Source organism: Streptomyces huiliensis (genome assembly GCF_020037025.1).
In the GTDB taxonomy this organism is placed as follows: Bacteria; Actinomycetota; Actinomycetes; order Streptomycetales; family Streptomycetaceae; genus Streptomyces; species Streptomyces huiliensis.
In genome coordinates this window covers 1-14,007 of record NZ_JAIQLH010000260.1, presented here as the reverse complement: position 1 = coordinate 14,007, position 14,007 = coordinate 1, and the positions used below count along the sequence as shown (strand labels likewise).

Here is a 14,007-nt window from a genome sequence, read left to right as displayed (position 1 = left end):
GCCCCCGCACCCCCGAGCGCGCCTGCGGCGCGCGTCCTCAAACGCCGGACGGGCTGACCATTCAGCCCGCCCGGCGTTTGACGTGAAAGGGCGGGTCAGGGGCACCCCACCGCGAGTTGACGCCGCCCGCGGGCCGTGGTGGACTGCCGAGGCCAAACGGCGACACACAGAGGAAGCCGGTGAGAATCCGGCGCGGTCCCGCCACTGTCACCGGACGCCCCGCCCACCCGCGAGGCCGGTCCGGAAGCCAGGAGACTCTGGGTCGCCGGTCACGTCGAACCAGGGCGCGGACCCTGAGTGAGGACACACGGAACATGCGCGGCCGCCGCCGATCACCCGACGCCTCCCGCCGACCCCACCGAGGCGCGACGGCGGTCTGAGCCGATGCGTACGGGTACGTCACGTCCCGTCGGTTTCGCGTGCGGCGCCACGCTCGGCTTCCTCGCCGACCTCGTGTTCGCCGACCCCCGCCGGGGCCACCCCGTGGCCGCCTTCGGCCGGGCCGCGCTCGCCGTCGAACGCCGTCTGTGGGCCGATCACCGCGGCCGCGGCACCTTGCACACCGCCGTCTGCGCGGGCGGCGCCGCGACCGCCGCCGCCCTGCTGGCCCGCTCCGCGCGCCGTTCGCACAAGGCCGACGTAGCGCTGACCGCCGCCGCCACCTGGGCCGTCCTCGGCGGCACCTCGCTGGGCCGGGAGGCCCGGGCCATCGGCGGCGCGCTGGAGGCCGGCGACCTGGAGGTCGCCCGGGAGCGGCTGCCGCACCTGTGCGGGCGCGACCCGCAGTCCCTCGACTCGCAGCAGATCGCCCGCGCCGTCGTGGAGTCCGTCGCCGAGAACACCTCCGACGCGGTCGTCGGCGCCCTCGTCTGGGGCGCGTTCGCCGGCGTGCCGGGCCTGGTCGGCTTCCGCGCCGTCAACACGCTCGACGCCATGGTGGGCCACAAGTCGCCGCGCCACCGCCGCTTCGGCTGGGCCTCCGCCCGGCTCGACGACGTCGTGGGCTGGCCCGGCGCCCGGCTCACCGCGGCCCTCGCCGTCGTCGCCGGCCCGGACCCGCGCCGCGCCCTGCGCGTGGCCCGCCGCGACGCCGCCCGCCACCCGAGCCCCAACGCCGGACCGGTGGAGGCCGCGTTCGCCGGCGCCCTGGGCGTCCGCCTCGGCGGCACCCTCGCCTACGCCGGCCGCGTCGAACACCGTCCCGTCCTCGGCGCGGAGCTCCGCCCGGTGGCGGCGGCCGACATCGAACGGGCCGTGCGGCTGTCGCGCCGGGTGTCGCTGCTGGCGCTGGGCGCCGCGGTCGCCGGCCGGTGGGCGGTGACCCGGGTCTTCCGGGACCGCGGCATGGGCAGATTGGGAGCGGGATCCATGACGAGGAGGGTCAGTGGCTGAACTGGGCGGGGGCCTGCTGGTCGCGGGGACGACCTCCGACGCGGGCAAGAGCGTGGTCACGGCCGGCATCTGCCGCTGGCTGGTCCGCAAGGGCGTCAAAGTCGCGCCCTTCAAGGCGCAGAACATGTCGCTGAACTCGTTCGTCACCCGCGAGGGCGCCGAGATCGGCCGCGCCCAGGCCATGCAGGCCGCGGCAGCCCGCGTCGAGCCGTCCGCGCTGATGAACCCGGTGCTCCTCAAGCCCGGCGGCGACCGCAGCAGCCAGGTCGTCCTGATGGGCAAGCCCGTCGGCGAGCTGAGCGCCCGCGGCTACCACTCCGGCCGCCAGGAGCAGCTGTTCGGCACGGTCACCGACTGCCTGGCGGAGCTGCGCCGCACCCACGACGCGGTGATCTGCGAGGGCGCCGGCAGCCCCGCCGAGATCAACCTGCGCCGTACCGACATCGTCAACATGGGCATCGCCCGGGCCGCCCGGCTGCCGGTCGTCGTGGTCGGCGACATCGACCGCGGCGGCGTCTTCGCCTCGTTCTTCGGCACGACCGCGCTCCTCTCCCCCGAGGACCAGGAGCTGATCGCCGGCTACGTCGTCAACAAGTTCCGCGGCGACGTCTCGCTCCTGGAGCCGGGGTTGGAGATGCTGCGCGGCCTCACCGGCCGCCGGACCTACGGCGTCCTGCCGTTCGCGCACGGCCTCGGCATCGACGAGGAGGACGGCCTGCGGGTGTCGCTGCGCGGCGCGGTCCGCGAGTCGGTCGTCGCACCGCCGCACGGCGAGGACGTCCTGCGGGTCGCCGTCTGCGCGATCCCGCTGATGTCCAACTTCACGGACGTCGACGCGCTGGCCGCCGAACCGGGCGTCGTCGTCCGGTTCGTGGACCGCCCGGAGGAGCTGGCCGACGCGGACCTCGTCGTCGTCCCGGGCACCCGCGGCACCGTCCGCGCCCTCGCCTGGCTCCGCGAGCGCGGCCTCGCCGACGCGCTCGCCCGGCGCGCCGCCGAGGGCCGCCCGGTGCTCGGCATCTGCGGCGGCTTCCAGCTGCTCGGCGAGCGGATCGAGGACGACGTCGAGTCGCGTGCGGGCGTCGTGGACGGTCTCGGGCTGCTCCCGGTCCGGGTCCGCTTCGCTGCCGAGAAGACCCTCGCCCGCCCGACGGGGAAGGCGCTCGGCGAGCACGTCGACGGCTACGAGATCCACCACGGCGTCGCCGAAGTGACCGGCGGCGACGAGGAGTTCCTCGACGGCTGCCGCGTCGGCGCGGTCTGGGGCACCCACTGGCACGGCTCCCTGGAGAGCGACGGCTTCCGCCGCGCGTTCCTCCGCCGGGTGGCCCGGCAGGCGGGCCGCCGCTTCGTCCCCGCACCCGACACGTCGTTCGCCGCCCTCCGCGAGGAGCAGCTCGACCGCCTCGGCGACCTCATCGAGGAACACGCCGACACGGAGGCGCTGTTGCGCCTGATCGAGGACGGGGTCCCGGCGGGGCTGCCGTTCATCCCGCCGGGGGCGCCGGCGCCGGTGCCCGTGGGCACGGCCTCCGAAGCAACGGGGAAGGGGAGGGACCCGGGCACCCCCCTCCCCCCGCCCCGTCCAGCGACACCCTCCGAAGGAGCGATCACCGCATGAGCACTCCGTACCCCTTCGCCGCCATCGTCGGCATGGACAGCCTGCGGCTGGCGCTGCTCCTCAACGCGGTGAGCCCCGCGGTGGGCGGCGTGCTCGTGCGCGGTGAGAAGGGCACGGCGAAGACGACGACCGTCCGCGCCCTCTCCACCCTCCTCCCCGAGGTCGAGACCCACACCGACTGCCGTTTCGGCTGCGACCCGGCCGCCCCGGACGCCTCGTGCCCCGACGGTCCGCACGAGGACGGGACCCGGTTCGTCCGCCCCGCGCGGATGGTCGAGCTGCCCGTGGGCGCCTCGGAGGACCGCCTCGTCGGCTCGCTCGACATCGAGCGCGCGCTCTCCGACGGCGTGAAGGCGTTCGAGCCCGGCCTGCTGGCCGGCGCGCACCGGGGTGTGCTGTACGTCGACGAGGTCAACCTCCTGGGCGACCACCTCGTCGACTCGCTCCTCGACGCGGCGGCGACCGGCGCCGCCCACATCGAGCGCGAGGGCGTCTCCGTCCGCCACGCCAGCCGCTTCCTCCTCGTCGGCACCATGAACCCCGAGGAGGGCGAGCTCCGCCCCCAGCTCCTCGACCGGTTCGGCCTGACCGTCGAGGTCGCCGCCTCCCGGGAGCCGGGCGAGCGGGTGGAGGTCGTCCGCCGACGGCTCGCGTACGACGAGGATCCGGCCGCGTTCACCGCCAAGTGGGCGGCGGAGGAGGAGGCGCTCCGGGAGCGCATCGCCGCCGCGCGCGCCCTGCTGCCGAGCGTGCGGCTCGGAGATGGCGCCCTGCGCCGGATCGCCGCCGTGTGCGCCGGCTTCGAGGTGGACGGCATGCGCGCCGACATCGTGACGGCCCGCACCGCGACCGCGCTCGCCGCCTGGGACGGCCGTACGGACGTCGTCACCGAGGACGTCCGGCAGGCCGCCCTGCTCGCGCTCCCCCACCGCCGCCGGCGCAACCCCTTCGACGCGCCCGGCCTGGACGAGGAGAAACTCGACGAGATCCTCCGGCAGTTCGAGGACGAGGACGACGGCGGGGACGACGACCCGCAGGGCCCCGACGACCAGGGGCCCGACGACGGCGGACCGGAGGACGACGGCCCGGGTGACGGCATGCCGCCGCAGGAGACCACCGGCACCGACACGACCGACCCCGCCGCCGACCTGCCGCCCCAGCGCGAGCAGCCCGCCGCCGACTCCCCCTCCGCGCAGGAGGGTTCGGCACCCCAGGACGGCGCGGGCGGCGAGGCCGCTCCCGTTGCCGCCGCCGAGCCGTTCCGCACCCGGAAGTTCGACGTCCCCGGCCTCGGCGAGGGCGCGGCCGGCCGCCGCTCCCGGGCCCGTACCGCGCACGGCAGGACGACCGGTTCCCGGCGCCCGCGAGGGACGCTGACCAGGCTGCACCTGGCCGCGACGCTCCAGGCCGCCGCCCCGCACCAGCACGCGCGCGGCCGGGCGGGCCGTGGCCTCGTCGTCCGCCGGGACGACCTGCGCGAGGCGGTGCGCGAGGGGCGCGAGGGCAACCTCGTCCTCTTCGTCGTGGACGCCTCCGGCTCGATGGCGGCGCGCAAGCGCATGAGCGCGGTCAAGGGCGCCGTCCTCTCCCTCCTCCTGGACGCCTACCAGCGCCGGGACAAGATCGGAATGATCACGTTCCGGGGTTCCGGTGCGGACCTGGCGCTGCCGCCCACCTCGTCGGTGGACGCGGGCGCGGCCCGGCTGGAGAAGCTGCCGACGGGCGGCCGGACGCCGCTCGCCGACGGCCTGCTGCGGGCGCGCGAGGTGCTGCGGGTGGAGCGGCTGCGCGATCCGTCGCGGCGTCCGCTGCTGGTCGTCGTCACCGACGGCCGGGCGACGGGCGGTCCCGAGCCGCTGGTCAGGGCGTCGAAGGCGGCGGATCTGCTGGCGGCCGAGGGCACGGCGTCCGTCGTCGTCGACTGCGAGGCCGGGCCGGTCCGTCTGGGCCTGGCGGCCGAATTGGGGCAGTCTTTGCAGGCACCGGTCGTCACCCTCGACGAACTCCGGGCGGACACCGTCACCGCGCTCGTCCGTACCGTCCGCACCACCACGACCACGACCAGGGGAGCCGCGTAATGCCCAAGGGACAGCCGACCGTCGTTCCGGACGACGGTCTCACCACGCGCCAGCGCCGCAACCGGCCGCTCGTCTTCGTCCACACCGGCATCGGCAAGGGCAAGTCGACGGCCGCGTTCGGGCTCGCGCTGCGGGCCTGGAACCAGGGCTGGCCGATCGGGGTGTTCCAGTTCGTGAAGTCGGCGAAGTGGAAGGTCGGCGAGGAGAACGCGCTGCGCGTGCTGGGCGCCTCCGGCGAGGGCGGGAGCGTCGACTGGCACAAGATGGGCGAGGGGTGGAGCTGGATCCAGCGCGACCCCAAGGACGGGGAGCAGAGCAACGAGGAGAAGGCGCGCGAGGGCTGGGAGCAGGTCAAGCGCGACCTGGCGGACGAGCGCTACAAGCTGTACGTGCTCGACGAGTTCGCGTACCCGCTGCACTGGGGCTGGATCGACACCGACGAGGTGATCTCGGTGCTCAAGGACCGTCCCGGCACCCAGCACGTGGTGATCACCGGCCGCAACGCGCCGCAGGAGCTGGTGGACTTCGCGGACCTGGTCACGGATATGTCGAAGGTCAAGCACCCGATGGACACCGGCCAGAAGGGCCAGCGGGGCATCGAGTGGTGACGTCCGCTACCTCCGTTCCACGCTTGGTCATCGCGGCGCCCGCGTCCGGCACCGGCAAGACGACGGTGGCCACCGGCCTGATGCGGGCGTTCGCCGACGCGGGTCTGGCCGTGTCGCCGCACAAGGTCGGCCCGGACTACATCGACCCGGGCTACCACGCGCTCGCGACCGGCCGCCCGGGCCGCAACCTCGACGCGTTCCTGTGCGGCCCGGAGCGGATCGCCCCGCTGTTCCTGCACGGCGCCGAAGGGGCCCAACTCGCCGTCATCGAGGGCGTGATGGGCCTGTTCGACGGCGCGAGCGGCCGGGGCGAGCTGGCGTCGACGGCGCACGTGGCGAAGCTGCTGCGGGCGCCGGTGGTGCTGGTCGTGGACGCGTCGTCGCAGTCGCGTTCGGTGGCGGCGCTGGTGCACGGCTTCGCGTCCTGGGACCCGGAGGTACGGGTCGCTGGCGTCATCCTCAACAAGGTCGGCTCGGACCGGCACGAGGCCCTGCTCCGCGAGGCGTTGGGCGGCGCAGGCGTCCCGGTCCTGGGCGCGCTGCGCCGGGCCGCCGACGTCGACACGCCCAGCCGGCACCTGGGCCTCGTCCCGGTGGCCGAGCGGCGCGCGGAGGCGCTGGACGCGGTGGCCGCGCAGGCGGCGCGGGTACGGGAGGGCTGCGACCTGGACGCGCTGCTGGCGCTGGCCCGGAGCGCGCCGCCGGTGCCCGGGCCGGCGTGGTCACCGGAGGCCGCCTCGCCGCCGGCGGGTCCGCGCCCGGTGATCGCGGTCGCCGGCGGCCCGGCGTTCACCTTCTCCTACACGGAGCACACGGAGCTGCTGACGGCGGCGGGCGCGGACGTCGTCCCGTTCGACCCGCTCCGGGACGAGAAGCTGCCGCCGGACACGGCCGGCCTGGTGATCGGCGGCGGCTTCCCGGAGATGTACGCGTCCGAACTCTCCGCCAACGAGCCGCTGCGTACGGCCGTTTCGGCCCTCGCGGCGACCGGCGCGCCGGTCGCTGCGGAGTGCGCGGGCCTGCTCTACCTGTCCCGTTCGCTGGACGGCCGGCCCATGTGCGGCGTCCTGCCCGGCGAGGCCCGGATGTCCCCCCGGCTCACCCTCGGCTACCGCGAGGCCGTCGCCCTCGCCGACAACCCCCTCGCGGCGGCGGGAACGCGGGTCCGCGGCCACGAGTTCCACCGCACGACCGTCGAACCGGGCGCGGGCCCGGCCCCCGCCTGGGGCTTCACCGCCCCCGAGCGACGCGTCGAGGGCTTCACGGCGGGCGGCGTCCACGCTTCCTACCTGCATGTGCACTGGGCGGGGGCGCCTGGGGTCGCTGAGCGGCTGGTGGCGGCGGCGCGTGGCTGACGCCGCTCGGCGGGTGTGGGTGGGCGTCGGTGCTCGGCCGGGGGTCGGCGCGGACGAGGTGCTGGCGCTCGTCACCCGTTGCCTGCCGGCCGGTGCCCGGCCCGCCCTGCTCGCCACGGTCACGGCGCGGGCTTCCGAGCCGGGCATCGTGGCGGCGGGGGTTCGTCTCGGCGTTCCGGTCCGGGCTTACGGAGCCCCCGAGTTGGCGCGGGTCGCCGTCCCGCATCCTTCCGTCGCCGTCGGCGCGGCGGTCGGTACGGCTTCCGTCGCGGAGGCGGCTGCTTTGCTGGCGGCCGGTGCGGGGGCGGTTCTGCTCGTGCCGAAGCGGGTTTCCGGGCGGGTGACGTGTGCGGTGGCGGGGTGAGGGTGCCCCGGTCCCGCCCTCTCACCGTTTCTTGCAGGGGCTGCGCCCCCGCACCCCCGAAGCACGCTGCGCGCGCTGTCCTCAAACGCCGGACGGGCTATATCAGCCCGTTGGGGGTGCCCCCTCTGGGGGAGTTTGAGGACGCGCGGCGAAGCCGCGATCAGGGGGTCTGGGGCGCAGCCCCAGGAAACGGCGAAGGGGCGGGACTGGGGCACCCCACCCGCACCACCCGCCGCATCCCCACCCCCCGGTGAATAGGCGCCTCACTCCCAGTCAGCGGCACCCCACTCCCCCCATGCCGATGAGCGACGATCTCCGCCGCGATCGAAACCGCCGTCTCCTCGGGCGACCGAGCCCCCAGATCGAGCCCGATAGGCGACCGCAACCGGGAAAGCTCCGCCTCGCTCACCCCCGCCGCCCGCAACCGCCGCAACCGCTCCCGGTGCGTCCGGTGCGACCCCATCGCCCCCACATACGCGACGGGCAGCCGCAACGCCCGTACCAGCAACGGCACATCGAACCGGGCATCGTGCGTGAGCACACACAGCACGGCCCGCGGATCGAGCCGCTGCGAGTCCAGGTAGCGGTGGGGCCAGTCGACGACGACCTCGTCGGCGTCCGGGAAGCGTTCCTCGGTGGCGAAGACGGGACGGGCGTCGCACACGGTCACATGGTGGCCGAGGAAGGAGCCGACGCGGACCAGGGCCGCCGCGTAGTCGATCGCGCCGAAGACGATCATGCGGGGCGGCGGGGCGGTGCTCTCCACCCACACAGTGACGGCACCGACGTCGACGGCGGCGCTGCGGCCGGCGTCGAGCAGGGCGCGGGCGGCGTCGACGGCGGCGCTGTCCAAAATCGCGCCGCCCCCCAGAGTCCCCTCCGGCAGGCCACCGGGGCGGACGAGCAGGCCGGGGCCGGTGAGACCGCCGAGAGCGCGCACGAGCGCCACCGCCTCGCCCCGGGCGGCGGCGGTCAGGGCGGACGCGGCGGGGCTGCCGGCCCGGACCGGTGTGACGAGGACGTCGAGCGTGCCGCCGCAGGTGAGGCCGATGGCGAACGGGTCGTCCGGGTCGCCCGCGAAGCGTTCGAGCAGGGACTCGCCGGTGGCCAGGGCGCGGCGGCACAGTTCGTGGACGGCGGCCTCGACGCAGCCGCCGGAGACCGACCCGGCCGCCGTGCCGTCGGCGGCGACGGCGAGGGCCGCGCCTGGCCCCCGGGGCGCGCTCCCCCGCGTGGCGACGACGGTGGCCACGGCGAACTCGCGCCCCTCGGCGCACCAGCGGCTCAGCTCGGGGGCGAGGTCGAGCATCGCGGACGCTCCGGGGATCGGCCGGCACAGCGGGGGGACACGCGTCGTCTCACAGGACGTCCTCGATCCGGATCGGCAGCCGCCGCACCCGCACCCCCGTCGCGTGGAAGACGGCGTTCGCGATGGCGGCCGGCGTGCCGGGGATGCCGAGTTCGCCGCAACCCTTGGTGCCGTTGGGGTTCGTGGGGTCGGGGCCGCCGACGAAGCGCACGCCCAGGCGCGGGATGTCGGCGTTGACGGCGACGAGGTAGTCGCCGAGCGTGGGGTTGGCGATGCGCCCGGTGTGCGGTTCGGTGACGGTCTCCTCCAGCAGGGCCATGCCGATGCCGCCGACCGTGCCCCCGACGAGCTGGCTGCGGGCGGTCTTCTCGTTGAGGACGCGCCCGCAGTGCGCGGCGGTCACCAGGCGGGCGACGCGGATGACGCCGAGGTCCTCGTCGACGTGCACCTCCGCGAACTTCGCCGCGTACGGGCCGGTGGGGACGACGGCGCCCTTCTGGCCCGGCGCCTCGGCCGACCCCTCTGCGGACAGCCGGTCCCGCCCGTGCCGGGCGAGCATCGCCGTGTACGCCTCGCCGCGGCCGTCGTCGGTGCGCACGATGCGGCCGTCCTCGGCGCGGACGCCGTCCAGGGCGACGCCGCGCAGGGGCGACTCGGCGTCGTCGCGGACGAGGTCGAGGAAGGACTGGAGCAGGTGCCGGGAGGCGTTGTGGACGGCGGTTCCCATGGCGGCGGTGAGTCCGGAGCCGCCGGCGGAGGGCGCCGCCGGCAGGGAGCTGTCCCCCATCACCATGCGCACCCGTCCCACCGGCAACCCCAGCAGTTCGGCGCCCAGTTGCGTCATCACTGTGTACGTTCCGGTGCCGATGTCCATGCCCGAGCTCTCCACCACCGCGCCGCCGTCCGCCCCGACGGTGACGCGGGCGGCGCAGTCGGCCTGGTAGAAGAAGAACGACGTCCCGGCCATCCCGTAGCCGACCAGGGTCCGGCCGCGGCGCGTGGAGCGCGGTTCGGGGTCGCGGCGCTCCCAGCCGAACATCTCGGCGCCGGCCTCGTAGCAGGCCCGCAGGTCGTTGCACGACCACTGCTGTCCGGTGACGGGGTGCTCGTCGGCGTAGTTGCGCAGCCGGAGTTCGAGCGGGTCCATGCCCAGTTCGTGGGCGAGTTCGTCGAGCGCGCACTCCAGCGCGTAGTTGCCCTGCGCGTCGCCGGGCGCGCGCATGGAGCCGGGCGCGGGGACGTTCAGGCGGACCTGGACGTCGCGGGTGGCGATGTTGGGCGAGGCGTAGGAGGACTGTGAGGTGTGGGAGACGGGCTCCATGTTGGCATCGGTCATCGAGAGGGACTGCCACGCCCGGTGGTCGAGGGCGGTGATCCGGCCGTCCCGGGTGGCGCCGATCCGTACGGTCTGCTTGGTGTCGGGCCGGTGCCCGACGGACGTGAACATCTGCTTGCGCGTCAGCACCAGCTTCACCGGCCGCCCCACCTGCCGCGCGGCGACGGCAGCGAGGACCGTGTGCCCCCAAGTACGCAGACCGGCGCCGAAGCCGCCGCCCAGGTAGGGGGCCAGGACGCGGACGGCCTCCGGCGGTACGCCGAGGGTGGCCGCGAGGTCGGCGCGGGTGCGGGAGGGGCCCTGGGTGCAGTCGTGGACGGTGAGGTGGTCACCCTCCCAGTGGGCGACGGTGGCGAACGGGCCCATGGGGTTGTTGGTGTTCGCCGCCGTGCGGTACGTCCCCTCCACGCGGACGGGCGCGGCCTCCAGGGCCTTCTCGACGTCACCGGTCCCGCCGTCGGTCCCGAACGGGTCGTGGTCGTGCTGGGCGTCGGGATGGTCGAGGTCCGCCACCACGGCGTCCGCCGCGTACGTGACGCGGACCAGCCGGGCGGCCTCGGTCGCCTGCTCGAAGCTGTCGGCCACCACGACGGCGACGGTCTGGCCGTGGTGGTGGATCCGGTCGTCCCGCAGCGGGGGCGGCGGCAGCGACGCGGACCGGTCGGGCGCCTCGCGCAGGGCGGGGACGTTCTCGTGGCTGATCACCGCGAGCACGCCGGGCGCGGCCTCGGCCGCCGCCGCGTCGAGGGCGGTGATCCGACCGGCGGCGATCGTGCTCTGGACGAGGACGGCGTGGGCGAGGCCGGGGTACGCGGTGTCCGTCGGGTACGCGGCCCGGCCGGCGGTCTTGACGCGCGCGTCGACGCGGTCGATGCCCTCGCCGAGCCGGGCGGGTGTCGGCGGCGGCGTCGGTGTCGTCGTCGGCGGTGTCATGGATCAGCCCTCTCGGTCACGGTCGGCGCTTCCGGCCACGGCTCGGTTCCTCCGGTCCTCCCGGCTCGGCACCCGGTCCCGGCTCGGCACCAGGCCCCGGCCCGGTCCTCCCGGTCGCGGGCCGGCCTGCCAGGAACACAGCTCGGTCTCCCGGCCGTCCGCAGCCTCCCGGTCCTCTGCCTCCCGGCCATCCGCAGCCTTCCTGCCGCGGGGAGGCGATCCCGCGGCACCGGGACGCTCGCCTCCCGTCCCCACGCCAGGGTGCTCACCGGCCCTCACCCCGCGCCGCCCCGTCAGGCTCCTCGCCGCGCGCCAGAGCGCCCAGCATCCGCACGACGGCCCGCCGGCCGAGACCGATCTTGAAGGCGTTGTCGGGCCGGCCCTCGGCGCCGCTCAGGGCGGCCTCCGCCGCCGCGCGCAGGACGTCGTCGTCCGGCCGGGCGCCGCGCAGCAGTTCCTCGGCCCGCGGCACCCGCCACGGGACGGTGCCGACGCCGCCGAGGGCGAGCCGGGCGGACCGGATCCGCCCGTCCTCGTCAACGACCAGGGCGGCGGCGACGGAGGCGAGCGCGAACTCGTAGCTGGCCCGGTCCCGCACCTTCAGGTAGCCCGAGCGGGCCTCCGGGGGCAGCAGCGGGATCTCCAGGTGGGTGATCAGCTCGCCGTGCGTGAGGGCGTTCTCCACGTGCGGGGTGGAGCCGGGCGTCCGGTAGAACTCGCCCAGCGGCACCGCGCGTTCGCCGTCCGGCCCGTGGACGCGCACCGCGGCGTCCAGGGCGAGGAGGGCGACGGCCAGGTCGGAGGGGTGGGTGGCGATGCAGTGCGGGCTGGTGCCGAGGACGGCGTGCATGCGGTGGTGGCCGTCGAGCGCGGCGCAGCCGGTGCCCGGCGCGCGCTTGTTGCACGCCGTGCTGGGGTCGCGGTAGTAGCGGCAGCGGGTGCGCTGGAGGAGGTTGCCGCCGACGGTGGCCATGTGCCGCAGCTGCGGCGAGGCGCCGCGCAGCAGCGCCTCCCGCACCAGCGGCAGGCGGGTGGTCACGTCCCCGTGGGCGGCGAGTTCCTCCATGGTGGTCAGCGCGCCGACGACGAGGACACCGCCACCGTCGTCACGGCGTTCGACGCCCCGCAGGGGCAGCCGGGTGATGTCCACCAGCCGGGCGGGCCGGAACACCTCGTCCCGCATCAGGTCCACCTGGGTCGTCCCGCCGGCTAGGTACGCGGCCTCCGGATCGGCGGCGGCCGCGGCGACCGCCTCCTCGACGGTCCCGGCCCGGACGTACGCGAAGCTACGCACGCCGGCCCCCGGTGGCCACGTCGCGGATGGCGTCGACGATGTGCGGGTAGGCGCCGCAGCGGCAGAGGTTGCCGCTCATGAACTCGCGGACCTCGTCGTCCGAGCCGGCCCGGCCCTCCTCGATCAGGGCGACGGCCGACATGATCTGCCCAGGGGTGCAGTAGCCGCACTGGAGGGCGTCGTGGCGGGCGAACGCCTCCTGCATGGGATGCGGAGCGCCGTCGTCCCGTTCCAGCCCCTCGATCGTCCGGACGTCACGCCCGTCGGCGCTCGCGGCGAGGGTGAGGCAGGAGAGCACCCGCTTGCCGTCGAGGTGCACGGTGCAGGCCCCGCACTGGCCCTGGTCGCACCCCTTCTTCGTACCGGTCAGACCCAGGGCGTCGCGGAGGGCGTCCAGCAGCGAGGTGCGGGTGTCCACCTCGATCCGCCGTTCGGCGCCGTTGACCCGGAGGCTCACCGGCACCCGGACGACGGGCCCGGGCGTCCCGTCGGCCGCCGCAGCAGAACCGTTCACCACCGCCACCCTCCACGCTGGACATATATCCACACAATCCGACATTACGGCCGGAACGGGGTGATCCTACGGCCCGAGGCAGGAGGAAGGACGGAGACACGACGGCCGTACCGCACACGGACAGGAAGGGCCCGCGAGAAATCCCCGCCCCGGGAACCCGGTAACGTCTCCCCCGCCGGAAAACCGCCGGAAAACCACCGGAGCCGCACCGGCGCAGCACTGGAACAGCACCGGAACACCGCCGCACAGCGAGAAGGTATCCCCGCTCATGCACATATCCCCCGAGCCCGACCTGCGCCACCACGGGGACGCCGAAGTACGCGGCATGGGCGACGAGTTGACGGACCTGGCGGTCAACGTCCGGGCGGGCACGCCGCCGCACTGGCTGCGCGAGCGCATCGCCGCCTCCATCGACGCCCTCGCCGCCTACCCGGACGGCCGGGCGGCCCGCCGGGCGGTGGCGGCCCGGCACGGGCTGCCGGAGGAGCGGGTCCTGCTGACGGCCGGCGCGGCGGAGGCGTTCGTGCTGATCGCGCGGGCGCTGCCGGCACGCCGCCCGGTGGTGGTGCACCCGCAGTTCACCGAGCCGGAGGCGGCCCTGCGGGACGCGGGGCACAGCGTGGAACGGGTGGTGCTGGACGCGGCGGACGGGTTCCGGCTGGACCCGCGCGCGGTCCCGTCCGACGCGGACCTGGTCGTCGTCGGCAACCCGACCAACCCCACGTCCGTCCTGCACCCGGCGACCACCCTGGCCCGGCTCGCCCGTCCCGGGCGGACGCTGGTGGTGGACGAGGCGTTCATGGACGCGGTGCCGGGCGAGGGCGAGTCCCTGGCGTCCCGTACGGACCTGCCGGGCCTGGTCGTCCTCCGCAGCCTCACCAAGACGTGGGGCCTGGCCGGTCTGCGCGTCGGCTACGTCCTGGCATCCCCGGGGACGATCGCCAGGCTCGAACGCGCCCAGCCGCTCTGGCCGGTGTCCTCCCCGGCCCTGGTGGCGGCCGAGGCGTGCAGCGAGCCCCCGGCCCTCGCGGAGGCCGCCCACGCGGCCCACCGCATCGCGTCCGACCGGGCGCACCTGGAGTACCGCCTGTCCATGTTCCCGTCGGTGACGGTCTGCTCCCCCGCGGCCGGCCCCTTCCTCCTGATCCGCCTCCCCGACGCGGCCGCGGTCCGCACCCGCCTCCGCGGCCTCGGCTTCGCCGT

At 75.5% G+C, this 14,007-nt stretch carries 11 protein-coding genes and 1 riboswitch; of the genes, 7 read left to right on the top strand and 4 right to left on the bottom strand.

Annotated elements, in window-relative coordinates; translation table 11 throughout:
- The first annotated feature begins 169 nt into the window (after positions 1 to 169).
- A riboswitch (cobalamin riboswitch) is annotated at positions 170 to 258 on the top strand.
- Positions 259 to 384: 126 nt separating this feature from the next.
- The 6 genes from JNW98_RS30400 to JNW98_RS30375 are packed head-to-tail and all read left to right on the top strand — an operon-like array spanning position 385 to position 7,418.
- Positions 385 to 1,392, top strand: coding sequence for a cobalamin biosynthesis protein (locus JNW98_RS30400; RefSeq protein ID WP_223771516.1), 1,008 nt, complete (start codon positions 385 to 387; stop codon positions 1,390 to 1,392).
- 1 nt (position 1,393) lies between these two features.
- On the top strand, positions 1,394 to 3,013 hold the full coding sequence (locus JNW98_RS30395) for a cobyric acid synthase (protein ID WP_223771517.1): 1,620 nt from the start codon (positions 1,394 to 1,396) through the stop codon (positions 3,011 to 3,013).
- Positions 3,010 to 5,091 carry a putative cobaltochelatase gene (locus tag JNW98_RS30390; RefSeq protein WP_223771515.1) on the top strand — a complete coding sequence of 694 codons (2,082 nt, stop codon included), beginning with the start codon at positions 3,010 to 3,012 and terminating at the stop codon, positions 5,089 to 5,091. The genes JNW98_RS30395 and JNW98_RS30390 overlap by 4 nt, the downstream gene beginning before the upstream one ends.
- Positions 5,091 to 5,699: a cob(I)yrinic acid a,c-diamide adenosyltransferase gene (gene cobO, locus JNW98_RS30385; protein ID WP_223771514.1), complete on the top strand. Its 609-nt coding sequence runs from the start codon at positions 5,091 to 5,093 to the stop codon at positions 5,697 to 5,699. The genes JNW98_RS30390 and cobO overlap by 1 nt, the downstream gene beginning before the upstream one ends.
- Positions 5,693 to 7,054 carry a cobyrinic acid a,c-diamide synthase CobB gene (locus JNW98_RS30380; protein WP_223771513.1) on the top strand — a complete coding sequence of 454 codons (1,362 nt, stop codon included), beginning with the start codon at positions 5,693 to 5,695 and terminating at the stop codon, positions 7,052 to 7,054. Before cobO ends, JNW98_RS30380 begins: the two co-directional genes overlap by 7 nt.
- On the top strand, positions 7,047 to 7,418 hold the full coding sequence (locus JNW98_RS30375) for a cobalamin biosynthesis protein (RefSeq protein ID WP_223771512.1): 372 nt from the start codon (positions 7,047 to 7,049) through the stop codon (positions 7,416 to 7,418). The genes JNW98_RS30380 and JNW98_RS30375 overlap by 8 nt, the downstream gene beginning before the upstream one ends.
- A 160-nt stretch (positions 7,419 to 7,578) precedes the next feature.
- Here the strand turns inward: JNW98_RS30375 and JNW98_RS30370 are convergent, their stop codons facing one another.
- The 4 genes from JNW98_RS30370 to JNW98_RS30355 all read right to left on the bottom strand — a co-directional run bounded on the left by JNW98_RS30370 (position 7,579) and on the right by JNW98_RS30355 (position 12,849).
- Entirely contained in the window at positions 7,579 to 8,727 is a 1,149-nt protein-coding gene (locus JNW98_RS30370) for an XdhC family protein (protein ID WP_223771511.1), read from the bottom strand.
- 49 nt (positions 8,728 to 8,776) lie between these two features.
- A complete protein-coding gene (locus tag JNW98_RS30365; RefSeq protein WP_223771510.1) occupies positions 8,777 to 10,996 on the bottom strand; it encodes a xanthine dehydrogenase family protein molybdopterin-binding subunit in 2,220 nt (739 codons plus the stop codon).
- Between the two features lie 265 nt (positions 10,997 to 11,261).
- Positions 11,262 to 12,290, bottom strand: coding sequence for an FAD binding domain-containing protein (locus tag JNW98_RS30360; RefSeq protein WP_223771509.1), 1,029 nt, complete (start codon positions 12,288 to 12,290; stop codon positions 11,262 to 11,264).
- On the bottom strand, positions 12,283 to 12,849 hold the full coding sequence (locus JNW98_RS30355; protein WP_263421380.1) for a (2Fe-2S)-binding protein: 567 nt from the start codon (positions 12,847 to 12,849) through the stop codon (positions 12,283 to 12,285). The genes JNW98_RS30360 and JNW98_RS30355 overlap by 8 nt, the downstream gene beginning before the upstream one ends.
- Positions 12,850 to 13,072: 223 nt before the next feature.
- On the opposite strand from JNW98_RS30355, the gene cobC reads away from it, so the two are divergent.
- Positions 13,073 to 14,007 (top strand): Rv2231c family histidinol phosphate aminotransferase CobC (cobC, locus tag JNW98_RS30350; protein ID WP_223771507.1); only part of this gene is annotated, 935 nt, incomplete at its 3' end.

Coding starts and splice junctions, on each gene's coding strand:
- JNW98_RS30400 (WP_223771516.1), top strand. CDS start 385: ATGCGTACGGGTACGTCACGTCCCGTCGGTTTCGCGTGCGGCGCCACG.
- JNW98_RS30390 (WP_223771515.1), top strand. CDS start 3,010: ATGAGCACTCCGTACCCCTTCGCCGCCATCGTCGGCATGGACAGCCTG.
- cobO (WP_223771514.1), top strand. CDS start 5,091: ATGCCCAAGGGACAGCCGACCGTCGTTCCGGACGACGGTCTCACCACG.
- JNW98_RS30370 (WP_223771511.1), bottom strand. CDS start 8,727: ATGCTCGACCTCGCCCCCGAGCTGAGCCGCTGGTGCGCCGAGGGGCGC.
- JNW98_RS30365 (WP_223771510.1), bottom strand. CDS start 10,996: ATGACACCGCCGACGACGACACCGACGCCGCCGCCGACACCCGCCCGG.
- JNW98_RS30355 (WP_263421380.1), bottom strand. CDS start 12,849: ATGTCGGATTGTGTGGATATATGTCCAGCGTGGAGGGTGGCGGTGGTG.